Origin of the sequence: Curtobacterium sp. MCBA15_005, assembly GCF_001864855.1 — a bacterium.
GTDB classification, from domain to species: Bacteria; Actinomycetota; Actinomycetes; order Actinomycetales; family Microbacteriaceae; genus Curtobacterium; species Curtobacterium flaccumfaciens.
On sequence record NZ_MJGL01000003.1, the window covers coordinates 533,417 to 557,489 of the forward strand.

At 70.2% G+C, this 24,073-nt stretch carries 24 protein-coding genes; 1 reads left to right on the forward strand and 23 read right to left on the reverse strand.

All coding sequences use genetic code 11. From position 1 onward, the window contains the following. Window positions 1–84: 84 nt before the first annotated feature. From BIU89_RS03665 to BIU89_RS03735, 15 genes are all read right to left on the reverse strand, one after another. A complete protein-coding gene (locus tag BIU89_RS03665) occupies window positions 85–906 on the reverse strand; it encodes a PP2C family protein-serine/threonine phosphatase (RefSeq protein ID WP_017885739.1) in 822 nt (273 codons plus the stop codon). 3 nt (window positions 907–909) lie between these two features. Next, window positions 910–1,737: an FHA domain-containing protein gene (locus BIU89_RS03670; protein WP_139178772.1), complete on the reverse strand. Its 828-nt coding sequence runs from the start codon at window positions 1,735–1,737 to the stop codon at window positions 910–912. 25 nt (window positions 1,738–1,762) lie between these two features. Beyond that, entirely contained in the window at window positions 1,763–2,320 is a 558-nt protein-coding gene (locus BIU89_RS03675) for a hypothetical protein (RefSeq protein WP_027465775.1), read from the reverse strand. A 107-nt stretch (window positions 2,321–2,427) separates the two neighbouring features. After that, a complete protein-coding gene (locus tag BIU89_RS03680; RefSeq protein ID WP_368073330.1) occupies window positions 2,428–3,198 on the reverse strand; it encodes a YaaA family protein in 771 nt (256 codons plus the stop codon). Then, window positions 3,195–3,458: a F0F1 ATP synthase subunit epsilon gene (locus BIU89_RS03685; RefSeq protein WP_027465776.1), complete on the reverse strand. Its 264-nt coding sequence runs from the start codon at window positions 3,456–3,458 to the stop codon at window positions 3,195–3,197. Before BIU89_RS03685 ends, BIU89_RS03680 begins: the two co-directional genes overlap by 4 nt. 1 nt (window position 3,459) lies before the next feature. Further along, window positions 3,460–4,914 (reverse strand): F0F1 ATP synthase subunit beta, encoded by a 1,455-nt coding sequence (gene atpD / locus BIU89_RS03690; RefSeq protein WP_017885744.1) that lies wholly within the window; start codon window positions 4,912–4,914, stop codon window positions 3,460–3,462. Between the two features lie 47 nt (window positions 4,915–4,961). Continuing rightward, window positions 4,962–5,864: a F0F1 ATP synthase subunit gamma gene (locus BIU89_RS03695; RefSeq protein WP_027465777.1), complete on the reverse strand. Its 903-nt coding sequence runs from the start codon at window positions 5,862–5,864 to the stop codon at window positions 4,962–4,964. Then, window positions 5,865–7,493 carry a F0F1 ATP synthase subunit alpha gene (atpA, locus tag BIU89_RS03700; RefSeq protein ID WP_027465778.1) on the reverse strand — a complete coding sequence of 543 codons (1,629 nt, stop codon included), beginning with the start codon at window positions 7,491–7,493 and terminating at the stop codon, window positions 5,865–5,867. A 108-nt stretch (window positions 7,494–7,601) separates the two neighbouring features. Next, on the reverse strand, window positions 7,602–8,396 hold the full coding sequence (locus BIU89_RS03705) for a F0F1 ATP synthase subunit delta (protein ID WP_027465779.1): 795 nt from the start codon (window positions 8,394–8,396) through the stop codon (window positions 7,602–7,604). Window positions 8,397–8,398: 2 nt separating this feature from the next. Next, complete coding sequence (locus BIU89_RS03710; RefSeq protein ID WP_027465780.1) at window positions 8,399–8,953, reverse strand: F0F1 ATP synthase subunit B; 555 nt, start codon at window positions 8,951–8,953, stop codon at window positions 8,399–8,401. Window positions 8,954–8,962: 9 nt separating this feature from the next. After that, window positions 8,963–9,199: an ATP synthase F0 subunit C gene (gene atpE / locus BIU89_RS03715; protein WP_027465781.1), complete on the reverse strand. Its 237-nt coding sequence runs from the start codon at window positions 9,197–9,199 to the stop codon at window positions 8,963–8,965. A 61-nt stretch (window positions 9,200–9,260) separates the two neighbouring features. After that, on the reverse strand, window positions 9,261–10,121 hold the full coding sequence (atpB, locus tag BIU89_RS03720) for a F0F1 ATP synthase subunit A (protein ID WP_027465782.1): 861 nt from the start codon (window positions 10,119–10,121) through the stop codon (window positions 9,261–9,263). 107 nt (window positions 10,122–10,228) lie between these two features. Then, window positions 10,229–10,720 (reverse strand): hypothetical protein, encoded by a 492-nt coding sequence (locus BIU89_RS03725; RefSeq protein ID WP_071244790.1) that lies wholly within the window; start codon window positions 10,718–10,720, stop codon window positions 10,229–10,231. After that, window positions 10,717–11,943 (reverse strand): MraY family glycosyltransferase, encoded by a 1,227-nt coding sequence (locus BIU89_RS03730; protein ID WP_027465783.1) that lies wholly within the window; start codon window positions 11,941–11,943, stop codon window positions 10,717–10,719. Before BIU89_RS03730 ends, BIU89_RS03725 begins: the two co-directional genes overlap by 4 nt. Continuing rightward, a complete protein-coding gene (locus tag BIU89_RS03735) occupies window positions 11,940–12,614 on the reverse strand; it encodes an L-threonylcarbamoyladenylate synthase (RefSeq protein WP_027465784.1) in 675 nt (224 codons plus the stop codon). The genes BIU89_RS03730 and BIU89_RS03735 overlap by 4 nt, the downstream gene beginning before the upstream one ends. A 37-nt stretch (window positions 12,615–12,651) precedes the next feature. Here BIU89_RS03735 and BIU89_RS03740 point away from each other — a divergent pair, with 37 nt between their 5' ends. Beyond that, window positions 12,652–13,305, forward strand: coding sequence for an HAD-IA family hydrolase (locus tag BIU89_RS03740; RefSeq protein WP_139178774.1), 654 nt, complete (start codon window positions 12,652–12,654; stop codon window positions 13,303–13,305). 321 nt (window positions 13,306–13,626) lie between these two features. On the opposite strand, the gene prmC is transcribed toward BIU89_RS03740, so the two are convergent. The 8 genes from prmC to BIU89_RS03780 form a co-directional block, all read right to left on the reverse strand. After that, complete coding sequence (prmC, locus tag BIU89_RS03745; RefSeq protein ID WP_071244921.1) at window positions 13,627–14,502, reverse strand: peptide chain release factor N(5)-glutamine methyltransferase; 876 nt, start codon at window positions 14,500–14,502, stop codon at window positions 13,627–13,629. A 25-nt stretch (window positions 14,503–14,527) separates the two neighbouring features. Next, on the reverse strand, window positions 14,528–15,610 hold the full coding sequence (prfA, locus tag BIU89_RS03750) for a peptide chain release factor 1 (RefSeq protein ID WP_017885756.1): 1,083 nt from the start codon (window positions 15,608–15,610) through the stop codon (window positions 14,528–14,530). A gap of 3 nt (window positions 15,611–15,613) precedes the next feature. Further along, window positions 15,614–17,935 (reverse strand): transcription termination factor Rho, encoded by a 2,322-nt coding sequence (rho, locus tag BIU89_RS03755; RefSeq protein WP_071244792.1) that lies wholly within the window; start codon window positions 17,933–17,935, stop codon window positions 15,614–15,616. A gap of 180 nt (window positions 17,936–18,115) precedes the next feature. Beyond that, window positions 18,116–19,099, reverse strand: coding sequence for a homoserine kinase (gene thrB, locus BIU89_RS03760; protein ID WP_051596800.1), 984 nt, complete (start codon window positions 19,097–19,099; stop codon window positions 18,116–18,118). Between the two features lie 32 nt (window positions 19,100–19,131). Continuing rightward, on the reverse strand, window positions 19,132–20,211 hold the full coding sequence (gene thrC, locus BIU89_RS03765; RefSeq protein WP_071244793.1) for a threonine synthase: 1,080 nt from the start codon (window positions 20,209–20,211) through the stop codon (window positions 19,132–19,134). Between the two features lie 87 nt (window positions 20,212–20,298). Next, window positions 20,299–21,606: a homoserine dehydrogenase gene (locus BIU89_RS03770; protein ID WP_071244794.1), complete on the reverse strand. Its 1,308-nt coding sequence runs from the start codon at window positions 21,604–21,606 to the stop codon at window positions 20,299–20,301. A 65-nt stretch (window positions 21,607–21,671) separates the two neighbouring features. Beyond that, a complete protein-coding gene (lysA, locus tag BIU89_RS03775; RefSeq protein ID WP_071244795.1) occupies window positions 21,672–23,093 on the reverse strand; it encodes a diaminopimelate decarboxylase in 1,422 nt (473 codons plus the stop codon). A gap of 58 nt (window positions 23,094–23,151) precedes the next feature. Further along, window positions 23,152–23,907: an LmeA family phospholipid-binding protein gene (locus BIU89_RS03780; protein WP_027465792.1), complete on the reverse strand. Its 756-nt coding sequence runs from the start codon at window positions 23,905–23,907 to the stop codon at window positions 23,152–23,154. Window positions 23,908–24,073 lie beyond the last annotated feature (166 nt).

A 24,073-nucleotide genomic window follows, 5' to 3' on the forward strand; every position in this document is an offset into this window, starting at 1 on the left:
ATGTCATTGTACGAAGCGTGGGTGACGGACATTCCGCACGCCGATCCCCCACAGCTCGACGCGTTCCCCCAGTTCGGGGGCCAGTCAGTGCCTCGGCAGCGTGTCCTCGAGGTCGCCGTCGTCCGGTGCGGCATCGACCTGCAGCACCACCACGGTGACGTTGTCACGACCGCCGGCCACGACGGCGTCGCCCACCAGACGCTCCGCCAGGTCCTGCGCGCCCGGCTCACGTGCCGCGATGCGCGCGATGCCGGCGTCGCCGAGCTCCTTGGTCAGCCCGTCGGAGCAGACGATGTAGCGGTCACCGGCTCGCAGGGGCAGGGTCCACCAGTCCGGTGCCGGCGGTTCGCCGAAGCCGACCGCACGCGTGATGACGTTGCTGTCCGGGTGCTGCTCGGCGTCCTCGGCACGCAACAGACCGGCGTCCACCATCTCCTGCACCACCGAGTGGTCGACGGTGACGCGGCGGAGCACGCCGTCCTCGATGCGGTAGGTGCGGGAGTCACCGACGTTGAACACGAGCGCTGCGGGCTGCCCGAGCGAGGCCACGAGCGCGATCCCGGTGACGGTGGTGCCCGCGCCGATGGCGTTGCCGCCGGCTGCGCGCTCGATGTCGGCGGTCGCGAGGAGCAGTGCACGCTGGATGCCCTGGCGCGTGGTGAACGGTTCGGCCGTCACCTGTTCGAGCCGACGCACGACCGCGTCGCTGGCGCGGTCGCCCGCGAGGTGCCCGCCCATGCCGTCGGCGACGACGAAGAACGGCGCGCCCACGATGTAGCTGTCCTCGTTGTGGTCACGCCGTCGACCGACGTCGGTCGCGGCTCCCCACGAGAGCGTCAGGGTGGCGCCGTCGGCACCGGGGACGTCGATGGCGTGCGCAGTGGCTGCTCGGCCGAGTTCGGTCACGTGTCAGGATCGCTCTCTGGTGGGTCGGGGCGTGCCGTGTGCTGTCTGATCGGAGGGCCACGGGGGAACCGGAGGCAGCCCCTCTGCCGTCGGTGCGACCCGGAGGTACGGCGAGAGGACCTCGATGGCGTTGCCGTCACCGATCTCGACTACCGTACCCGTCAGCGCCACGATCGACGCACCCGACGCCATGCGGTAGGCGGGCGCACCGGCCGGGCGGACGACGGTGCCGTTCGTGGACCGGAGGTCCTGCACGACGACGGCTTCGCCCTCGGCGTGCATCCGGACGTGGGACGACGACACCTGCCCGTACGCCGACCGCACGGTCACGAGTTCGGGTTGCGGACCACGTGTGACCCGGGGCAGCGACGGCCGGCGGCCGATGACCACCGGGTGGTCGAGCCGGAAGGTGCGGTCGCCGATGCGGATCGAGGGCACGCGTGCCGCGGGTGCGGCGGGTCCCGACGGGACGGCCGGGAGGCCCGGGGCAGCACCCACGAACGGGCCCGCTCCGGCGCGGGGTCGCGCCGGCACCCGGACGACGGTGTCCTCCGGATCGACGTCGTCCACCGCTGCCGGCGGCTGGCCGGGTGCGCCGACCTGGGGTCGGATGACCGTGTCACCGAGGACACCGTCGTCGGCCCCGAAGGCGGAGTCGGGGTCGGAGTCCGGACCGGCCCCGGGGAGGACGGGACCAGCGCCGCGGATGACGGTGTCACCGACGGCGTCCGCGGTCAGGTCGCCCGCCGGAGATCGTCGGGGTCGCCGGATGACGGTGTCCTCGATGTCGTCGTCGTACAACCGGAGCCCTCCCAGTGTGGTCTCCCCCACCGTAGACGATCCGGTCGACCCCACGTCATCGACGCTCCCACGACGGCCCGCTGCCCGCGACGACCGAGCGCAGGACGAGCCCCGCGAGCGGGTCGTCGGCGCGCGTCTCGAGGGCGTACCGGGCACGCGTCTCCGCCCGGGCCCAGGACCCCAGCGCCCACGCACACCAGGCACCGAGCGACAGGGCACCGGCGGCACCCGACGATCCGTCGAAGGGCCCGTCCTGCGCCCGCCACACCCGCCACGCGTCGGCGCACCGGTCACCGGCGAGCCGCACGCGGGCACGATCGGGAGCCGGGCCGAAACCGTGGAGCGCCGGTGGTGTCGGATCGGCGAAGGGGTCGAACACCCGGATCGACCGCGGGTCCGGCGTGCCCTGCGCCGCGATGAACGGCACCAGCGCCATCCGGGGCGCGAGTGCGCCGCACGCGGTCACCACTGCCGTCGCAGCCGCCGTCGACAGGTCCGCACGGCCGGGCGCGACCAGCGCGGCCGCTGCGGCGGGGAGGGTGACCGCCGCGGCGATCTCGCGAGGGAAACGGACTGCGGAGCCAGGGCCGGACTGTGCCGTGAGAGGGATCATGCACGCCATCGAAGCGTGCTGCGGGCCTCCAGGCAGGGGCGCCCCGGCCATCTGTGGACCGGAGCTGCCCCACCTAAGGCTGTGGAGGACGAGCCGGCGGAACCCGCTCAGGCGGCGACGGGCTCCAGGCTCTCGGCGACCAGGTCCCAGCTGCCCTCGTTGCGTTCGACCACCACGCCGTTCGCCGCCGCCCAGACGACCAGGTCGTCCATGCTGCCGATGCTCGCGCCGGTGCGGGCGAGCAACGCCACCAGGCGGCCCTTCGCGGTCTTGTTCCAGTGGTTCAGTGCACGACGACGACCGGAGCCGTCAACGCTCACCACCCGTGGTGTGACCGCTCCGGACAAGGGGCCGAGCTGCCGGTACCCCTCGGACCGCAGGTCGAGCACCAGGCCGTCCGCACGGGTCAGCAGCGAACGGGTCGACACCGTGGGCCAGTGCGCGGCCAACCGGATCGAACCGAGCCGCGAGTCGTGCGACAGCCGGTACGCCGGGATCGGGTCACCGGCGCCGATCGGGCCGAACATCGCGGACTGCACGATCACGTGCTCCGCCCACCACGCACGGGTCGCCGCGTCCGCGTCCTGCACACCCAACGGGTCGTAGAGGACCCCCGTGTACCGCTCGATCGCGGGCATGGTGCCCGAGGTGTCGAGCTCGAGGTTCCGGAGGCGCTCGGCGATGGACTTCGGACCGAGCTTGAGTGCCGTCCTGGCCGAGGACTCCTCGGAACTGACGAAGCGGGCCGCGGTGATCACCGCGGCCCGCTCATCGGCCAGTTCCGGGAACGAGAGTGCACGCAGATCGAGCGTGCGGCTCGTGTCCCCGCCCTCCCGCTTCGTCTCCGAAGGCGGGAGCAGGACGGTCAGTCCAGTCAGGACGCCAGCGCGGCCTGCCGCGCGACGATCGTCACCGTGTCGTGCTCGACCGACAGGAAGCCGTCCTCGGCGTCGACCGCGACGGTCGACCCATCGGCCCGCGTGATGCGGACCTGACCCTGCGCCAGGATCGCGAGCATCGGCTCGTGTCCGGCGAGGATGCCGATCTGGCCCTCTGTCGTCCGTGCGACGACCATGGTGGTGTCGCCCGACCAGACCTCGCGGTCGGCCGAGACGACGCTCACGCTGAGACCCGCCATGTCAGCGGTTCTCCTTCTGGATCTGAGCCCACTTCTCTTCCACGTCGTTGATGCCACCGACGTTGAAGAACGCCTGGGTCGCAACGTGGTCGAACTCGCCGTCGGCGATGGCGCGGAAGGACTCGATGGTGTCCTTGAGCGGCACCGTGGAGCCCTCGACGCCCGTGAACTTCTTCGCCATGTAGGTGTTCTGCGAGAGGAACTGCTGGATACGACGAGCGCGCTCGACCGTGATCTTGTCCTCTTCGGAGAGCTCGTCGACACCGAGGATGGCGATGATCTCCTGCAGTTCCTTGTTCTTCTGGAGGATCTGCTTGACGCGCGTGGCCGTCTCGTAGTGGTCGGCACCCAGGTAGCGCGGGTCCATGATGCGCGACGTCGACGCCAGCGGGTCGATCGCGGGGTACAGACCCTGCGAAGCGATCTCACGGGAGAGCTCGGTCGTCGCGTCGAGGTGCGCGAACGTGGTGGCCGGAGCCGGGTCGGTGTAGTCGTCAGCCGGCACGTAGATCGCCTGCAGCGAGGTGATCGAGTGACCACGCGTCGAAGTGATGCGCTCCTGGAGCACACCCATCTCGTCGGCGAGGTTGGGCTGGTAGCCCACGGCGGACGGCATGCGGCCGAGCAGCGTCGAGACCTCGGAGCCGGCCTGCGTGAAGCGGAAGATGTTGTCGATGAAGAGGAGCACGTCCTGCTTCTGGACATCGCGGAAGTACTCCGCCATCGTCAGCGCCGACAGGGCCACGCGGAGACGCGTTCCCGGCGGCTCGTCCATCTGGCCGAACACGAGGGCCGTCTTGTCGAAGACACCCGCCTCTTCCATCTCACCGATGAGGTCGTTGCCCTCACGGGTGCGCTCACCGACACCGGCGAACACCGACACACCGCCGTGGTCCTGCGCAACGCGCTGGATCATCTCCTGGATGAGGACGGTCTTGCCGACGCCCGCACCACCGAAGAGGCCGATCTTGCCACCCTGCACGTACGGGGTGAGGAGGTCGATGGACTTGATGCCGGTCTCGAACATCGAGGTCTTGGACTCGAGCTGGTCGAAGGCCGGGGCCTTGCGGTGGATCGGCCAGCGCTCGGTGATCTCGAGCTTCTCGTCCGTGTTGAGCACGTTGCCGAGGACGTCGAAGACCTTGCCCTTGGTGACGTCGCCGACGGGGACCGAGATCGGAGCGCCCGAGTCACGGACCTCCTGGCCACGGACCAGGCCGTCGGTCGGCTTCAGGGAGATGGCACGGACGAGGTCGTCGCCGAGGTGCTGCGCGACCTCGAGGCCGATCTCCTGCGACGAGTCACCGATGGTGATGGTCGTGAACAGGAGGTTGTACATCTCCGGGATTGCGTCGTGGGGGAACTCGATGTCGACGACGGGGCCCGTGACACGGGCGATCCGGCCGACACCGGGCGCCGACGACGTCTCGACCGCGGTGGTTGCGGTGTCGGTCATGGCTGGTGCCTTCCTGAGGGTGGGTATCTGTCCGCGAACGACGCGGACTACTTCTTCTTCGACGAGAGGGCGTCGGCGCCGCCGACGATCTCGGAGATCTGCTGGGTGATCTCCGCCTGACGCGCGTTGTTCGCGAGTCGGGTGAAGTCACGGATCAGCGAGTCGGCGTTGTCGCTGGCTGCCTTCATCGCCTTCTGACGCGCGGCGTGCTCGGAAGCAGCCGACTGCAGCATGGCGTTGAAGATGCGGCTCTCGATGTAGACCGGGAGCAGCGAGTCGAGCACCGCATCGGCGTCCGGCTCGAACTCGTAGAGCGGCAGGGGCTCGTTGCCCTCGGGCTCGTCGATGCCCTCGACGACCTCGAGGGGCAGCAGGCGAACGACCTGCGGCTCCTGGGTCGCCAGGCTGATGAACCGGTTGAACACGATGTGGATCTCGTCCACGCCGCCGTCAGCGGTGTCCTGGAGGAACTTCGCCACGACGGCGTCGCCGATCTCCTTGGCCGTCGAGAACTCCGGCTGGTCGGTGTTGCCGACCCACTGCTGCTCGGACGGACGCTCACGGAACGCGAAGTACCCGACGGACTTGCGGCCGACCAGGTAGTAGACGACGTCCTTGCCCTCGCTGCGGAGCAGGGAGGCGAGCTCCTCGCCCTGCTTGAGGACGTTCGTGCTGAACGCACCGTTCAGGCCGCGGTCCGAGGTGAAGAGCACGACGGCTGCACGGGTCGACGACTCCGGCTCGGTGGTCAGCACGTGATCGACGTTCGAGAACGTCGCCACGGCCGACACCGCACGCGTGACGGCCCGCGAGTACGGACCGGACGCAGCCATGCGGGCTTGCGCCTTCTGGATCCGCGACGCCGAGATCAGCTCCATGGCGCGGGTGACCTTCTTCGTGGTCTTCGCCGACTTGATCCGCTGGCGGTAGACCCGGACCTGCGCTGCCATCTAGCGACGACCCTTGACGATCTGCTCCTGGTCGACGTCCTCGGCGTCAGCCGCGTCGAACTGCTCGGAGCCGAGGGTCTTGCCGTCGCTCGTCTGGAAGCTCTTCGTGAACTCGTCGATCTGCTTGTCCATCTCGGCGACGGTCTCGTCGCTGAGCTGGTTCGTCTCGCGCAGGGTCGTGAGGACGTCGGAGTTGCGACGCAGGTGGTCGAGCAGTTCGGACTCGAAGCGGAGCACGTCCGGCACCGGGACGGTGTCGAGCTTGCCGTTCGTGCCGGCCCAGATCGAGACGACCTGCTCCTCGACCGGGTACGGCGAGTACTGCGGCTGCTTGAGGAGCTCGGTCAGACGGGCACCGCGCTCCAGCTGACGACGCGACGCCTGGTCGAGGTCGGACGCGAACATCGCGAAGGCCTCGAGCGAGCGGTACTGCGCCAGCTCGAGCTTCAGCGTGCCGGAGACCTTCTTGATCGACTTCACCTGCGCGTCACCACCGACGCGGGACACCGAGATGCCCACGTCGACGGCCGGACGCTGGTTCGCGTTGAAGAGGTCCGACTGCAGGAAGATCTGGCCGTCGGTGATGGAGATGACGTTGGTCGGGATGTACGCCGAGACGTCGTTCGCCTTGGTCTCGATGATCGGGAGACCCGTCATCGAACCGGCGCCGAGCTCGTCGGACAGCTTCGCGCAACGCTCCAGCAGACGGGAGTGCAGGTAGAAGACGTCACCCGGGTAGGCCTCGCGGCCCGGCGGACGACGCAGGAGGAGCGACACCGCACGGTAGGCCTCGGCCTGCTTCGACAGGTCATCGAAGATGATGAGGACGTGCTTGCCCTGGTACATCCAGTGCTGGCCGATGGCCGAACCGGTGTACGGGGCGAGGTACTTGAAGCCGGCCGGGTCCGAGGCCGGAGCGGCGACGATGGTGGTGTACTCCATCGCACCGGCGTCCTCGAGCGCACCCTTGACGGAGGCGATCGTGGAGCCCTTCTGACCGATGGCGACGTAGATGCAGCGGACCTGCTTCTCCTCGTCGCCGGACTCCCAGTTGGCCTTCTGGTTGATGATCGTGTCGATCGCGATGGCCGTCTTGCCGGTCTGGCGGTCGCCGATGATCAGCTGACGCTGACCACGGCCGACGGGGATCATCGCGTCGATGGCCTTGATGCCGGTCTGCAGCGGCTGGTGGACCGACTTGCGGGCCATGACGCCGGGAGCCTGGAGCTCGAGGGCGCGACGGCCCTCTGCGGCGATCTCGCCGAGACCGTCGATCGGGGCGCCGAGCGGGTCGACGACGCGACCGAGGAAGGCGTCGCCGACGGGGGCGGAGAGGACCTCACCCGTGCGGGTGACCTCCATGCCCTCCTCGATGCCGCCGAACTCGCCGAGCACGATGGCGCCGATCTCGTCTTCGTCGAGGTTCTGCGCCAGGCCGAGCGTGCCGTCCGCGAAGCGGATGAGCTCGTTCGCCATGACGCCGGGGAGACCCTCGACGTGGGCGATGCCGTCACCGGCGTCGGTGACGTGCCCGACCTCGGCCGTGGAGGCCTTCGTCGGCTCGTAGTTCGAGACGAAGTCCTTCAGGGCATCACGGATCTCATCGGGGCTGATGGTGATGTCTGCCATGGGATTTTCCTTGTGGTTTTCCGGGGCCCTTCGGCTCCGAGAGGGTGACGCTGCCGGACTCGGCAGTTCCCGTTGTGGACTTGGGGAGGAGCGGCTTCGACCGTACGCCTAGCCGGCGAGCTGGAGCCGGAGCTCCGAGAGTCGCGTGGACACGGTGCCGTCGATGACGTCGCCGCCGATCTGCACCCGGACCCCGCCGACGACCGTGGGGTCGACGACCTGGTTGATGCTGATGTCCTTGCCGTACCGCTCGGAGAGACCGCGCGTGACGCGGGCCGACTGGGCGGGGGTCAGTGGCGTCGCCGTGACGACGGTCGCGACGAGCTTGCCGGCCTGCTCGGCCACGATGCGCGAGGCGTCGCGGACGATCTCACCGATGCGGCGGCCGCGGGGCTGCTGCACCAGGGCCGACACGATCGTGATCGTCTGCTCCGAGGCCTTGGCACCGAGGAGCCGCTCGACGAGCGCGCCCTTCTGCTCGGGGCTGCCGAGCTTGGTGCCGAGCGCCAGCTCGAGGCCGGCGTCCGAGCGGACGGCGGTCTCGAAGGCGAACAGCTCCGACTCGATCGACGAGTCCGGACCCGCGGTGGCGGCGACGGCGCGGATGCCCGCGTCCTCGATGCCCGCGAGCAGGTCCTGCTGCGAGGACCAGCGCGAGCCGGCCACCGCGGTCAGGACCGCACGCGTCGCGTCCGACTGCCCGGCGAAGACACGGTCGATGAGGACCTTCTTGCCGGCCGCGTCGGCCGTGGGGTCGGACAGCAGCCCGAGCAGCTGCGGCGCACCGGCGATCGCACGCCCAGAGGCGAGGATCTCGGCACCCGCGGCCAGGCCGGCGCTCGGACCGAGGTCCGACAGCACCGCCCTGGTGGACGCGAGTGCTTCTCTGGTAGCGCTGCGCATGCTCAGTGCTCCCCCGTCTTCGTGGCCTGCGAGGCCTCGAGGTCGGCGAGGAAGCGGTCGACCACTGCGGTCGACTTCGCGTCGTCCTTGAGGGACTCACCGATCACACCGGACGCGAGGTCCAGCGCGAGGGTGCCCACTTCGGACCGGAGTGCCTGGACGGCGCTCTGGCGCTCGGCCTCGATCTGCGCCTGGGCGTTGGCCGTGATGCGTGCTGCATCGGCGGCCGCCTGCTCGCGGACCTCGTTGCCGATCGCCGTGGCGTCGGCGCGGGCCTGCTCACGGATGCGCGAAGCCTCGGCGCGTGCATCGGCGAGCTGCTTGTTGTACTCGTCGAGCGCAGCGGCGGCCTGCTCCTGAGCGGCCTCGGCCTTCTTGATGCCGCCCTCGATGGCCTCGGTGCGCTCATCGAGCATCTTCGTGATGCGCGGCGTGACGACACGCCACATCACCACGAAGATGATGACGAAGGCGAGCGCCGACCACACGATGTCGTACACCGGCGGGATCAGCGGATTGTGCGCTTCCTCCGCCGCGATGATGAGTGCGTTCTGCATCGAGGAACCTTAGTTGGTGAAGATGAAGTACGTGGCGATACCGATGAAGGCCAGGGCCTCGGTGAAGGCGATACCGATGTACATGAGGGTCGTCAGGCGGCCCTGGAGCTCGGGCTGGCGAGCGACGGACTCGATCGTCTTACCGACGACGATGCCGACACCGATGGCCGGGCCGATCGCTGCGAGGCCGTAGCCAACCGTCGCGATGTTGCCGTTGATCTCCGCGAGAACGGTCGTTGCGTCCACGTGTTTTCCTTTCGAGGTGCGGGTCCGACGGTCGCCGGTCCCGTAGGGGGTCAGTGAGGAATCAGTGCTCGTCGGCCAGCGCCAGCTGGATGTAGACGGCGGTGAGGAGCATGAAGACGTAGGCCTGCAGCAGCGCGACGAGGACCTCGAAGAAGCTGAACGCGATGCCGAACGCGATGGTCCCGACGCCGAAGGCCTTGAAGCCGAGCGAAGCGTCGAAGAAGAAGAACTGCGTAGCCGAGAAGAACAGCACGAGGAGCAGGTGCCCCACGACCATGTTCATCAGGAGTCGCAGCGTCAAGGTGACGGGACGGAGCACGAAGGTGGAGACGAGCTCGATCGGCGTCACGATGATGTACAGCGGCCACGGCACCCCGGGCGGGAAGAGCGAGTTCTTGAGGAACGTGCCCGGGTGCTTGCGGAGACCGGCGTAGATGAAGGCGAGGTACGCGACGATCGCCAGGATCATCGGCATCGCGATGCGGCTGGTGCCGGCGAGGTTCATGCCCGGGATCAGACCGGTCAGGTTCATGAACAGCACGCCGAAGAAGATCGTCGCCAGGAGCGGCAGGAAGCGCTTGCCGTCCTTCTCTCCGAGGTTGTCGAAGGTGTTGCGACGGACGACGTCGAACGCGTACTCGATGAACGCCTGACCGCGGTTCGGCACGAGCTTCAGTGCACGGGTACCCACGAACGCGAACACCAGCAGAACGGCGACGGCGAAGAAGCGGATGAGGACGACCCGATCGATCTCGAACGGCGTCCCGGCGAAGAAGATCGCATCCGGGAAGAACTCGTTGATCGACGGACCATGGAACTCGGCGGCCTTGCTGCTCCCCGCCGCGACGGTGTCAACCGCAGCGGAGAGGGACAGGGGAAGAGCGTGGGATAGCAGCGCTGTCTCCTGTGTCGGCGCGCGCACATCATGGCACGCGATGGTGGACGTTGTGGAGGCTCGTCCGCCCCGAGCGAAAGGCTCCGGTAGCGGACTTCGAGAAGCCTATCAGGTGCGAGAGGCTTCCCGGCTTCTCAGACGCGGGGGGTCGGGTTCCCAGCGTCCGCGGAGTCGTCGAGGCCGTCGCCCGGCAGCCGGACGCCGATCGGGATGCGGGCCTTCGCGACGGCGACGACGTCGATCACCAGGGAGCCGACGACCCCCGCGATGATCACGATCGCCAGCACCGGGAAGTGGACCCAGTCGCGGTCCTTGAGCAGGACCAGCAGCACGATGAAGACGATGAACTTGAGCAACCAGGTGCCCATCACGATGCCGAAGAAGGCACCGGAGATCATCTGCCCCTTGGAGACGCGCAGCGCGACGAGGACACTGACGGCGGTGAGCCCGAGGAACACGACGCTCAGCACGGCGCCGAGCAGTCCCCCGACCAGCCCCGGGCCGTCCGCGACGAGGAACCCGATGAGCCCGCCGACCACCGCCAGGGCGACGGCGAGGACCGCGCCCCAGGTGATGATGCGGCGGAACACCGGCCGGACGTGGTCGAGCGCGTTCGGTGCGGTCACGTGATGTCTCCAGGGATCGTGCGGTCGTTGGCGGCCCGGTCGAGCGGGTCGAGGCTGGCATCCACCACGGCGGCGGAACGGTTGGCGGTCTGGGCGGCGATCTCGGTGCGTTTGCGGCCGAGCGGCGCGAACGTCGCGACGGCGCAGACGGTGAAGCCGACGGACACGAAGACGACGACCCAGTACCAGTCCACGAAGAGGAACAGCAGGCACCCGAAGGCGACGGTCGCGGTCCACGCGTAGAAGATCAGCACCGCGTGGAAGTGCGAGTGCCCCATGTCGAGCAGGCGGTGGTGCAGGTGCTTCCGGTCGGCCGAGAACGGCGACTTGCCCGCGCTGAGCCGTCGGGTGACCGCGAGCCCGAAGTCCAGGATCGGGACGATCAGGATCGCGAACGGCAGCAGGATCGGGATGAACGCCGGCAGCAGCGCCTGGCGTGTCTGCACCGCCGCCGGGTCGATGTTGCCCGTGACCGACACTGCGCTCGTGGCCATCAGGAACCCGACGAGCAGCGCGCCGGCGTCGCCCATGAAGAGCTTGGCGGGGTGCCAGTTCAGGATGAGGAAGCCGAAGCAGGCCCCGACGAGCACCGCGGTGAGCAGCGACGGCAGGTTGAAGAAGAACTCGGTCTGCACGACCACGCGGTTGATGAAGAACGTGTAGAGGAAGAAGACCCCGCCGGCGATGATCGCGACGCCGGCCACCAGGCCGTCGAGCCCGTCGATGAAGTTCACCGCGTTCATCACGAGCACCACCGCCAGCACGGTGAAGATCAGGCTCATGTACGACGAGCCGACGCCCAGCGTGTTGCCGATGGGCAGCGAGACGATCGCGACGCCCTGCCAGGCGAGGATGCCCGCCGCGATGATCTGCCCGGCGAGCTTCGTCATCCAGTCGAGGTCCCAGATGTCGTCCGCGACACCGAGGACCACGATGATGGTCGCTCCCCCGAGCACCGCGAGCACGCGACCCGGTTCGGAGAACACGAGCCGGAAGTAGTCGGTCCCCGCTATCGACGGGAACAGGAACCAGGCCGCGAGCAACGAGACGATGACGCCGATGTACATCGCGATGCCGCCGAGCCGCGGCGTCGGGGTGCGGTGCACGTCCCGCTCGCGGACCTGCGGGTACCACTTGTACTTCAGCCCGAGCTTCCAGACGATCAGGCTCATCACGAAGCTCACGACCGCGGCGATGGCCCCGGCGAGCAGGTAGTACTTCATGTGACGAGGTCGGCTCCGACGACCCGGATGATCTCCTCGTCGGGGATCACCCCGTGCCGGACGATGCGGAGCTTCCCGCCGTCCGACAGCCCGGTGGCGTCGACGATCGTCGAGCCGGTGCTGGCTTCGAAGCCGTCGTGCACCTCGACGGGTCCGCCGTCCAGGTAGATCGCGACGCTGTCGCCGAGCATGCGCTCGGCGGCGTCGACGTCCATCGCGGCCGGGTCGCCCGTGGAGTTCGCGGACGAGACCGCGAGCGGCCCGACCTCCTGCAGCAGCTCGAGGGCGATCCGCGAGTCCGGCATCCGCAGCGCGACCGTGCCGCGCGTCTCGCCGAGGTCCCAGTCGAGCGACGGCTGTGCGTGCAGGATGACGGTCAGCCCGCCCGGCCAGAACTCGGCCACCAGGTCGCGCACCGGCTGCGGGACCTCGCTGGCGAGGGCGTCGAGCGTGGGCGGACCGGGGATGAGCACGGGCGGCGGCGACTGCCGCGTTCGGCCCTTCGCGTCGAGCAGCCGCTGCACGGCCGTCGCGCTGAAGGCGTCCGCGGCGAGGCCGTAGACGGTGTCGGTGGGGACCACGACGAGCTCTCCGCGTCCGAGGGCGGCACGTGCGAGCCGCATCCCGGTCAGGAGCCCGTCGGAGTCGGTGCAGTCGTATCGGGATGCCATGACTCGACGATGATAGTGCGACACAATGGTGGACATCGTGAACGAGACGCCCGCACCCCCGCTCCTGTTCCTCTTCGACATGGACGACGTCCTGGTCCGGTACGACTGGCAGGTGCGCATGGCCGCACTCTCCGAGTTCACCGGACACGAGTTCCAGGAGCTCCGTCGCCGCTGGTGGGACTGCGGACACGAGATGCGTGCCGAGGCCGGTGGGTTCGCCGACGGCGACGAGTACCTGGCCGCGTTCGAGCGCGCGATGGAGTGCGACGTCCCCGAGGCCGACTGGGCCCGGATCCGCGGATCCGCCATGACCGAGCTGCCGCAACGCATCGAGGCGGTCCGGATCGCGAGCGAGCACGGGCGTGTCGGACTGCTCACGAACAACGGTCCGCTGGCCGGCCGCTGGATCCACGAGTGGGCGCCGTCCCTGCCCGAGGTCTTCGGCGAACACCTGGACACGTCGAGCAACTTCCGTGCCCGGAAGCCCGAGCCCGAGGTCTTCCGGCGTGCGGTCGCGCACCACGGAGTCTCCGCGGAGCGCACGTTCTTCGCCGACGACATGCCCGAGAACGTCGCGGGAGCGCGGAGCATCGGCATCCACGCGGTCCTGGTCGAGCACGACACCGACCTGCGCGAGCACGTCCGCGCCTTCGTCGCGGCGCAGCAGCGCGAGGCCTCCCCCGTCGCGTAGCCCGCCACGCCCGTTCCTTCCCATCGCGGTCGCGCTGGAAAGCAGGAACGGGCACACCTGGTCATTCCGGACGACCCGGTACGCCCGATCCCACCAAGTACGCCCGGATCCACCCGGCACACGCACACACGGACGAGTGACGGGAGGCGCGGCGGGCGCCCGCCACGCCCGTTCCTTCCCATCGCGGTCGCGCCGGAAAGCAGGAACGGGCATACCTGGTCATTCCGAACGACCCGGTACGCCCGATCCCACCAGGTACGCCCGGACCCACCCGGCACACGCACGCACGGACGAGTGACGGGAGGCGCGGCTCGGCCCCGGCTAGCGCGTCGCGGTGGTCGTGCGGTCGCGCCCCGTCAGGTCGACGTGCGTCTCCGGGGTGCGGAAGCCCCGGCGCGCCAGGACCTGCCGCACGCCGGCGCCCTGCGGCTCGGCGTGCTCGACGACCAGGACTCCCCCGGGCACCAGCAACCGCCAGGCCGTCTCGGCGAGAGCACGGACGGCGTCGAGGCCGTCGGGACCGCCGTAGAGGGCCATCGCCGGGTCGTGGTCGCGGACCTCGGGGTCGATCGGGATCGCGTCGTCCGGCACGTACGGCGGGTTCGACACGACGACGGACACGGTGCCGTCGAGTTCCGGCAGCGCGTCGGCGAGGTCACCCTCGACGAGTCGGACGGTCCCACCGTGGGCGTCGACGTTCCGCCGGGTCCAGGGCAGGGCCTCGGGCGACCGCTCGACGGCGTAGACCACGGCGTTCGGCACCTCGGTGTCCATCGCGATCGCGATCGCACCGCTGCCGGAGCCCAGGTCCACGGCGATCGGCTCGGGGACCGCGGTCGCCCGCAGTGCGTCGATGCCGAACTGCACCACGCCCTCGGTCTCCGGACGGGGCACGAACACGCCCGGTCCGACGGCCAGGGTGAGCGCGCGGAAGTACGCCTGCCCGGTGATGTGCTGCAGCGGCTCACGGGTGGCTCGGCGCGCGACGGCGTGCCGGAAGCGCTCGACGTGCTCCGGCGCGATGCCGCCACCGATGAGTGCACGGGCCTGGACGGCACCGCGCGAGGTGTCGGTCGCCCACGCGAGCAGCAGCTCGGCGTCGACCCGGGGCGTCGGGACGCCGACGGCGACGAGCGCCGCGGTCGCCTGCTCGAGCAGGCGATCCGCGGCGTACGTGAGGGGCGTGTCGGCGGTGATCCGGGCCTCCAGGCTGGGTGTGCGGTTACGCGTCCTGGTCGCCGATGGCGGCCAGACGTGCCTCTTCGTCCGCCTGGATGGCGGACTGGATGACGGGCTCGAGGGCACCGTTCATCACGCGGTCGAGGTCGTACGCCTTGTACCCGGTGCGGTGGTCCGCGATCCGGTTCTCCGGGAAGTTGTACGTGCGGATGCGCTCCGAACGGTCCATCCCGCGGATCTGCGACTTGCGCGCGTCCGAGGCGATCGCGTCGAGCTCCTCCTGCTGCCGCGCGAGGATGCGTGCGCGGAGCACGCGCATGCCGGCCTCGCGGTTCTGCAGCTGCGACTTCTCGTTCTGCATCGCCACCGTGATGCCCGTGGGCAGGTGGGTGATGCGGACCGCGGAGTCCGTCGTGTTGACGGACTGCCCGCCCGGGCCGGAGGACCGGTAGACGTCGATCTTGAGGTCGTTCTGGTTGATCTGGACCTCTTCGGGCTCGTCCACCTCGGGGAACACCAGCACACCGGTGGTCGAGGTGTGGATGCGCCCCTGCGACTCGGTCTGCGGCACCCGCTGGACGCGGTGCACACCGCCCTCGTACTTCAGGTGCGCCCAGACGCCCTGGGACGGATCGGTCGTGTTCGACTTGATCGCGACCTGGACGTCCTTGTAGCCACCCAGGTCGGACTCGGTGCGCTCGAGGAGCTCGACCTTCCAGCCCTTGGTCTCGGCGTAGTGCGAGTACATGCGCAGCAGATCGGCCGCGAACAGCGCCGATTCCTCGCCGCCCTCGCCGCCCTTGATCTCCATGATGACGTCACGGCCGTCGTCGGGGTCGCGCGGGATGAGCAGCCGGCGGAGACGCTCCTGGCGCTCCGACAGCTGCTCCTCGAGCCCGGGGACCTCGTCCGCGAACGCCGCGTCTTCACGCGCGAGTTCCTGGGCGGCGGCGAGGTCGTCCCCCGCCGCCTGCCAGGCCTCGTACGCGGACTTGATCTGGTTGAGCTCGGCGTACCGCCGGTTCACCTTCTTCGCCCGGGCCGCATCGGCGTGGAGCGCGGGGTCCGACAGCTGCTGCGTCAGGTCCTCGTGTTCCGCCAGCAGCCCCGCTACCGACTCGAACACGCGTTACTCCTGGTGACCGTTGTGGTGGGCGCCGGTCGTGGGGACCGACTTCTGCACCTGCACCAGGAACTCGACGTTCGACTGCGTCTCCTTGAGGTTCCGCAGCACGATCTCGAGGGCCTGCTGCGGGTCGAGCCCGGCGAGGGCCCGGCGCAGACGCCAGGTGATCTTGACCTCGTCGGCGGAGAGCAGCTGCTCCTCGCGACGGGTACCGGAGGCGTTCACGTCGACGGCGGGGAAGATCCGCTTGTCGGCGAGGTGACGGTTCAGACGGAGCTCCATGTTGCCGGTGCCCTTGAACTCCTCGAAGATGACCTCGTCCATCTTGGAGCCGGTCTCGACGAGCGCGGTCGCGAGGATGGTCAGCGAGCCGCCGTCCTCGATGTTGCGCGCGGCACCGAAGAAGCGCTTCGGCGGGTACAGCGCCGCCGAGTCGACGCCACCGGAGAGCACGCGGCCCGACGGCGGGGTCGACAGGTTGTACGCACGGCCCAGGCGGGTGATCGAGTCGAGCAGCAGCACGACGTCGTGGCCCAGCTCCACCAGGCGCTTCGCACGCTCGATGGCGAGCTCGGCGACGGTGGTGTGGTCCTCGGCGGGACGGTCGAAGGTCGAGGCGATGACCTCGCCCTTCACCGTGCGCTGCATGTCGGTGACCTCTTCGGGCCGCTCGTCGACGAGGACGACCATCAGGTGCGCCTCGGGGTTGTTCTTGGCGACGGCGTTCGCGATGGCCTGCAGCACGACGGTCTTGCCGGCCTTCGGCGGGGACACGATGAGACCGCGCTGGCCCTTGCCGATCGGCGACACGAGGTCGATGATGCGGGTCGACAGCTTACCCGGCTCCGTCTCGAGACGCAGGCGCTCGTTCGGGTACAGCGGGGTGAGGTCGTTGAAGTCGACGCGGGCCGCGGCCTCGTCGGCGGACTGGCCGTTGATCGACTCGACGGCGACGAGCGCGTTGTACTTCTGGCGGCTCTGCTGCTCGCCGTCACGCGGCTGCTTGATCGAACCGACGACGGCGTCGCCCTTGCGCAGGTGGTACTTCTTCACCTGGCCGAGGGAGACGTAGACGTCGCTCGGGCCCGGCAGGTACCCGGTGGTGCGGACGAACGCGTAGTTGTCGAGGACGTCGAGGATGCCCGCGATCGGGATCAGGACGTCGTCCTCGGTGACCTCGGGCTCGAAGTCGTCGTTCTGGCCGCCACGGCCGCGCTTGCGGTCGCGCTGGCGACGGCTGCGGCCACTCTCGGCCTCGTCGGCGTGCTGTTGCTGCTGCTGCTTCTGCTGGCCGCTGGTCTGCTGCTTCTGCTGACCGGCGTTCTGCTGCTGCTTCTGGTCGGCCTTGTCGTCCTGCTTGGTCTCGGCCTGCTTCGGCTGGTCGTTCTGCTTCTGGCCGCCGTTCTGCTGGCCGTTCTGCTGCTCGCCGCCGTTCTGCTTCGGCTGGTTCTGCTGGTCGGCGCCGTTCTGCTTCTGCTGGCCGGCGTTCTGGCCGCCGTTCTGGCCGCCGTTCTGCTGGTCGGCGCCGTTCTGCTGCTCGCCGTTCTCGGCGTTCTGCCCACGGCCACGACCGCGACCACGGCTGCGACGACCGCGACGCGAGCCGCCCTCGCCCTGCTCGGAGTTCTGGTCGCCCTGGTCGTTCTGGTCGCCGGACTCGTTCTGGTCCTGGTCGGCCTGGGCGGCGGACGTCGGGGCCTGCTGGCCCTGCTGGGCCGCCTGGCTCGGCTGCTCGGCCTCGGCGGGTGTCGACGCCTGCTGGCCCTGCTCGGTGCCACGCTGGTCGGTGCCACGCTGCTCGGCGTTCCGCTGGCCACGGCCACGACGCTGCGAGCCGGACTGCGCGGCTTCCTGGGCGTCCTTCTCGGCGCGGACCTGGTCGAGCCCGGCGAGGAGGTCCTCGGTGCCGGTCTGGCCGTGGTTGGTGTGCTCGGCGGCCGAGGTCGGCGCAGCGTTCACGGTGCCACCGGACGACGCGCGGCGCGAACGACGGGCACGGCTCGGGGCTGCCGACTCGGCGGGTGCCTCGGGGTCGGCGACGGGTGCCTCGGCAGCGGGCTGCGCGGGGGTCTCGGCGGGCTCCGGCAGGGTCGGCTGCTCGGTGGCGGCCGGCTCGGCGGGGGTCTCGGCGAAGACGGCGGCGGCCGGGGCAGCCGGCGTCTCGTCGACGGGACGCTTGTCCTCGATGGAGGCGATCAGGTCGCCCTTGCGGAGCTTGGAGAGCCCGGTGATGCCGAGCGAGGAGGCGATGCGCTGGAGCTCCGGGAGACGGAGGGCACGCAGGTCGCTGGGGATCTCCACCTGGGCGGAGTTGTTGTCGGTCAAGGTCGGTGTTTCCTTTCGAACCGCAGAACGCGGAGAGTTTCCACCGTCCCGGATGCAGGGTGAGCATCGACCGCCGTTCAGACGACGGATCGGGATTCGGTGATCAGAAAGAGATGCACACTCGCGCACCGGACCCTGCGACGTCGCAGGAGCTGTCCTGAGGACGAGCGATCCGTACGGTTACGCGGGTTCGGCTTCGAGCGCCGAGTGCGCTGCCACTGTAGCACCACCGAGATCGACGGCCAGCATGAGCGGCCGCCAGTCGGATTCGGCGTGTCGCTGCACCAGTTCGGCGGCGGTCAGGCGCTGTGCCGGGTCGCTGCCGAGGACGAGCAGGCTCGGCCCGGCACCGGAGACCACCGCGGCGAGGCCGTGCTGCCGGAGCAACCGGATCAGGGCGTCGGTCTCGGGCATGGCGCTGGCACGGTACGCCTGGTGCAGACGGTCCTCGGTCGCGGCGAGCAGCAGCTCGGGGCTCTGGATGAGCGCGGCGACGAGCAGCGCCGAGCGGGAGACGTTGAACGCGGCGTCTGCGTGCGGGACCTGCTCGGGCTGCAGGGAGCGCGCGAGCTTGGTCGAGAGCGTCGAGGTCGGCACGAACACCACCGGGGCGACACCGCGGTGCACCAGGAGCCGCTTGTAGGCCGGCCCCTCGGCGGTCATCCACGCGATCGTCAGGCCGCCGAAGAGCGCCGGCGCGACGTTGTCCGGGTGGCCCTCCATCTCGGTTGCCAGGGTCAGGAGCGTCGAGGCGTCCAGGTCGACGATGCCCTCGAGCAGACCACGGGCAGCCATCAGCCCGGCGACGATCGCCGCGGCGGAGGAACCGAGACCGCGCCCGTGCGGGATCGCGTTCGTGGCGTGCAGCTCGAGACCGGGCTGGTCGACACCGGCGTGCTCCAGGCCCCGGCGGACCGCACGGACGACGAGGTTCGTGTCGTCCGTGGCGACCTCGCCGGCACCGACGCCCTCGACGGTGACGGTCGCGCCGGGTTCGCGGCGGACGCGCACCACGACCTCGTCGTAGAGCGAGAGCGCGAGGCCGAGCGAGTCGAAGCCGGGGCCGAGGTTCGCCGACGTGGCCGGCACCCGGACGCGCACCGCCGATCCGGTCGGCAGCGCACGGACCGCCCGTCCGGCCGGTACAGCACTGCGGGCGGTCATGCCCTCACCCGGTCCGGACGAGCGGTCGGAGATCACTGCTCGCTGACCAGACCGAGCACGTCGGCGATCGACTTCGTGTCGACCGGCACGCTCGTCGGGGTGACCTCGCCGCCGTCCGGCGTGCGGAGGGCCCACTGCGGGTCCTTCAGGCCGTGGCCCGTGACCGTGATGACGACCTTCGCGCCCTTCGGCACGACACCGGCGTCGGCACGCTCGAGCAGCCCGGCGACACCGATGGCCGATGCGGGCTCGACGAACACGCCGACCTCGGCCGACAGGATGCGGTGCGCCGCGAGGATGGCCTCGTCGGTGATGGCACCGAAGTAGCCGTCGGTCTCCTGCTGCGCCTCGAGCGCGAACTGCCACGAGGCCGGGTTGCCGATGCGGATCGCCGACGCGATGGTGTCGGGGTGCCGGACGACCTCGCCGTGCACGATCGGCGCGGAACCGGCGGCCTGGAACCCGAACATGCGGGGCAGCTTGGTGCTGCGGCCGGCGGCGACGTCCTCGCGGTAGCCGCGCGAGTACGCGGTGTAGTTGCCCGCGTTGCCGACGGGCAGGAAGTGGAAGTCCGGTGCGTCACCGAGGACGTCGACGACCTCGAACGCGGCGGTCTTCTGCCCCTCGATGCGGTCGTTGTTGACGGAGTTGACGAGGTGCACCGGGTAGTTCGCCGCCAGGTCGCGGGCGATGTCGAGGCAGTCGTCGAAGTTGCCCTGCACCTGCAGCAGCTGGGCGTCGTGGGCGACGGCCTGGCTGAGCTTGCCCATAGCGATCTTGCCCTCGGGCACGAGCACCGCAGCGGTGATGCCGGCGTGCGTGGCGTACGCGGCGGCCGAGGCGCTGGTGTTGCCGGTCGAGGCGCAGATGACGGCCTTCGCGCCGTGCTCGACGGCCTTCGAGATCGCCATCGTCATGCCGCGGTCCTTGAACGAACCCGTCGGGTTCATGCCCTCGAACTTCACGTAGACCTCGGCGCCGGTGCGCTCGGAGAGCCGACGAGCCGGGATGAGCGGCGTGCCGCCCTCTCCCAGCGTGACGATGGGCGTCGCCCCGGTCACGTCGAGTCGGTCGGCGTACTCGCGCAGGACTCCCTGCCACTGGTGGGCCATCAGGCTTCTCTCTCTGTCCGGTGGGGTGGATCTGGTGGTGGTTCGGCTCGGTGAGCCTGCTGGTCGGCCTGGAGGCCCGTGGTCGCGTCAGCGACCGACGACGCGCAGGACGCTGGTGACGTCCAGGACGACGTCCTCGCCGCGGAGGGCGACGACGGTGTCCGCCAGGTCGGCCTCACGCGCCAGGTGGGTGCCGATGACGAGCGTCGCGGTCCCCTCGGCTGCGCCGGTGGTGGTCTGTTCGACCGTCTCGACGCTGACGCCGTGCTTCGCGAGCACGCCGGCGACCGTCGACAGCACGCCGGGGGCGTCCGTGACGTGCAGGGTGATCTGGTAGCTCGTGCGGACGGTGCCGATCGGGAACACCGGCAGCTCGGACTGCGTCGACTCGGCGACACCCGGGCCGCCGATGACGTGCCGACGGGCCGCGGAGACCAGGTCGCCGAGGACCGCCGAGGCCGTCTCGACGCCACCGGCACCCGCGCCGTAGAACATCAGGTCGCCGGCAGCCTCGGCCTCGACGAACACCGCGTTCTTCGCACCGTGCACGCTCGCGAGCGGGTGCGACTCGGGCACGAGGGCCGGGTAGACGCGGGCACTGACACCCTCGCGGCCGTGCTCGTCGGTGAGCCGCTCGGCGGTCGCCAGGATCTTCACGACGTAGCCGGCCTTGCGGGCGGCGCGGACCTGGTCGATCGTGACGTGGGTGATGCCCTCGCGGTGCACGGCGGCCAGCGGCACCGAGGTGTGGAACGCCAGCGAGGCCAGGATCGCGGCCTTCTGCGCGGCGTCGTAGCCCTCGACGTCGGCGGTCGGGTCGGCCTCGGCGTAGCCGAGCTCCGTCGCGGTGGCCAGGGCATCCTCGAACGTGGAGCCCTTGCGGTCCATCAGGTCGAGGATGAAGTTCGTGGTGCCGTTGACGATGCCCATGATCCGGACGATGCGGTCACCGGCGAGCGAGTCGTGCAGCGGACGGATGATCGGGATCGCCCCGGCCACGGCGGCCTCGTAGTAGAGCTGCGCGCCGACCTGCTCGGCCGCGGCGAAGAGCTCCGGGCCGTGGGTCGCGAGCAGCGCCTTGTTGCCGGTGACGACGTCCGCGCCCGACTGCAGGGCCTGGAGCACGAGGGTGCGCGCCGGCTCGATGCCACCGATGAGCTCGACGACGATGTCCGCGCCGAGGATGAGCGATGCCGCGTCCGTGGTGAAGAGCTCCGCCGGCAGGTCGACGTCGCGCTGGGCGTCCACGTCGCGCACGGCGATCCCGACCAGCTCCAGCCCGGCACCGGCGCGCGAGGCCAGCTCGTCGCCGTGCTCGAGGAGCAGTCGCGCGACCTGGGAACCGACCGAGCCGGCCCCGAGCAGCGCGACACGGACGTTGCGGTATTCGATCATCTGGTAGCGGTTCCTGTCGGTGGGGGTGCGCCCTGCGGGGTGGGCGGACCCGGTCGGGTCGGGGGTCAGCGGCCGGTGCCGTCGGTGGGCACGGCGGCGACCCCGGTGTCACGGGCGAGGAGGTCGTCGATCGTCTCGCCCCGCACGAGGATACGGGCTGTGCCGTCCGCGACGGCGACGACCGGCGGGCGGCCCACGTGGTTGTAGTTGCTCGACAGTGCCCAGCAGTAGGCCCCGGTGGCCGCGACGGCGAGCAGGTCACCGCGCTGCACGTCGCCGGGCAGGTACTCGTCGTTCACCACGACGTCGCCGCTCTCGCAGTGCTTGCCGACGACGCGGCTCAGCACCGGCGGGGCGTCGGAGGTGCGGGCGAGCCGGGCCGTGTAGTCGGCGCCGTACAGGGCGGGACGGATGTTGTCGCTCATCCCACCGTCGACCGAGACGTACGTGCGGGTCGCGCTGCCGCCGTCGTCGGTCTCGAGCGTGACGGGCTTGATCGTGCCGACGCGGTAGAGCGTCACCCCGGGCGGGCCGATGATGTAGCGGCCCGGCTCGACGGCGATGTCCGGCACCGGGATGCCGCGCTCGGCGCAGGCCTCGCCGATGATCGTGGCCAGTGCGTCGGCGACGTCCTCGGGGGCGAAGGCCGAGTCGGCCTCCGTGTAGTCGATCCCCCAGCCGCCGCCGAGGTTCAGCTCGGGCACCGGACCGGAGGCCACGAGCGTCGCGTGCACGTCCATCAGTCGGCGTGCGGCCTCGCGGAAGCCGGCGTCGTCGAAGATCTGCGAACCGATGTGCGAGTGCAGCCCGACGAAGGCGAGCGAGGGCTCGGCGCGGACGGCTGCCGCTGCCTCGACGGCCTCGGACAGCGGGATGCCGAACTTCTGGTCCTCGCGAGCGGTCGCCAGGTACTCGTGCGTGGACGCGTGCACGCCGGTGTTGATCCGGATGCGGACGCGCTGCACGACCCCGGCGTCGGCGGCGGCACGGGCGACTCGCTGCACCTCTTCGTGGCTGTCGAGCACGATCGTGCCGATGCCGACCTCGACCGCGCGGCTGATCTCGGCGTCGGACTTGTCGTTGCCGTGGAAGCCGAGCCGGCCGGGGTCGATGCCGCCGGCCAGGGCGACCGCGAGCTCACCTGCGGTGCAGACGTCCACGCGCAGGTCGGCCTCGGCCATCCACGCGACGACCTGCGTCGTCAGGAAGGCCTTGCCGGCGTAGTAGACGTGCGCGTGGCTGCCGATGCGCTCGAACGCCTCGGCGAACGCGTTCCGCACGCGGACTGCGCGGGACTGGACGTCACGCTCGTCGACGACGTACAGGGGCGTGCCGAACTGCGCGACCAGGTCCGTCGCGCTGATGCCGCCGATCGCCAGGGTGCCGTCGTCGGTCCGCGTCGCGGACGCGGGCCAGATGCGGTCCACCAGTTCGGAGGCGTCCGTCGGGAACCGCAGCCGCGGCGGTGCAAGGGGGTTCTCGCTCACGGGACCCGATCCTACCGACGCGAGCCGTTCCTCCAGGCCGCGTTACGCACCCGTCCGCTCAGCCGCAGCTGCCGACGGTCCGCAGGCCGTCCTCGTTGAGCGGCAGCGCGTCTGCGGTGATCCGGACCGTCGCGTCCGACTTCGACACGTCGAGCGAGCGCACCCGGAGCGCCTCGGGCAGGAACTGCGCGGTGCAGACCTGCACCGGGACACCGGTGACGCCCGGGATCGAGTCGACCTTGAGGCCGAGGTCGGAGTTCGTGATCCGGACGCTCTCCGGGGTGATGGTGATGCCGCGGCCGTCGTCCTGCGCGACGACGGCGCCCTTCGCCGCGTAGGTGATGTCGTAGCCGAGCACCGACGACGACCCCGTGAGTTCGACGCCGCCGTCGACCAGGTTCAGCCGGTCGAAGAGCGGGCTGTACTTCGCCAGGTCCTTGACGCTCGACGACGCCAGGGTGACCGTGCCGTCGACGTCGCGGACGTCGCCCTTGCCGTCCACCGGGACGTCCTGCGCGGTGACGTCGGCGGCGAGCGGGATGCCGTCGACCGTGAGCTTCGCCGAGGAGATCTCGACGCGGTCGAGGGTGCCGCTGATGAGCTGCGGGATGACGATGCCCTCGGCGTGGGCGTCGACCTCGCCGGTCGTGCCGTCCGGCAGCGACTGCTCGACCTGCTGGGCGATGATCCGGTCGACGACGCCGCGCAGCACGAACTCGGCGATCACGACGAGGGCGGCGAGCACGACGACGACCACGAGCAGGACGACGGGCCAGCGGCGGCGCGTGGTGGGGCGTTCGGTTGCTGCGGGCATGCGTCCTACCCTGCCAGTCCGGGCCGGCAGCCTGCCTGGAGGCCCGGTGCGCGTCCGGCGCAGCGGCTCCGGCGGATGGGCGGTCGCCGTGCACAACCGGCGGATGGGCGGTCGCCGTGCACAACCGGCGGATGGGCGGTCGCCGTGCACAACCAAAGTGAGCCCG

Excerpts from the sequence above, each read along its gene's own strand:
- BIU89_RS03735 (WP_027465784.1), bottom strand. The coding sequence starts at position 12,614 with ATGGCATCCCGATACGACTGCACCGACTCCGACGGGCTCCTGACCGGG.
- atpD (WP_017885744.1), bottom strand. The coding sequence starts at position 4,914 with ATGACCGACACCGCAACCACCGCGGTCGAGACGTCGTCGGCGCCCGGT.
- BIU89_RS03705 (WP_027465779.1), bottom strand. The coding sequence starts at position 8,396 with ATGCGCAGCGCTACCAGAGAAGCACTCGCGTCCACCAGGGCGGTGCTG.
- BIU89_RS03770 (WP_071244794.1), bottom strand. The coding sequence starts at position 21,606 with ATGATCGAATACCGCAACGTCCGTGTCGCGCTGCTCGGGGCCGGCTCG.
- BIU89_RS03730 (WP_027465783.1), bottom strand. The coding sequence starts at position 11,943 with ATGAAGTACTACCTGCTCGCCGGGGCCATCGCCGCGGTCGTGAGCTTC.
- BIU89_RS03675 (WP_027465775.1), bottom strand. The coding sequence starts at position 2,320 with ATGATCCCTCTCACGGCACAGTCCGGCCCTGGCTCCGCAGTCCGTTTC.
- thrB (WP_051596800.1), bottom strand. The coding sequence starts at position 19,099 with ATGACCGCCCGCAGTGCTGTACCGGCCGGACGGGCGGTCCGTGCGCTG.
- thrC (WP_071244793.1), bottom strand. The coding sequence starts at position 20,211 with ATGGCCCACCAGTGGCAGGGAGTCCTGCGCGAGTACGCCGACCGACTC.
- atpA (WP_027465778.1), bottom strand. The coding sequence starts at position 7,493 with ATGGCAGACATCACCATCAGCCCCGATGAGATCCGTGATGCCCTGAAG.
- BIU89_RS03685 (WP_027465776.1), bottom strand. The coding sequence starts at position 3,458 with ATGGCGGGTCTCAGCGTGAGCGTCGTCTCGGCCGACCGCGAGGTCTGG.
- BIU89_RS03710 (WP_027465780.1), bottom strand. The coding sequence starts at position 8,953 with ATGCAGAACGCACTCATCATCGCGGCGGAGGAAGCGCACAATCCGCTG.
- BIU89_RS03695 (WP_027465777.1), bottom strand. The coding sequence starts at position 5,864 with ATGGCAGCGCAGGTCCGGGTCTACCGCCAGCGGATCAAGTCGGCGAAG.
- BIU89_RS03780 (WP_027465792.1), bottom strand. The coding sequence starts at position 23,907 with ATGCCCGCAGCAACCGAACGCCCCACCACGCGCCGCCGCTGGCCCGTC.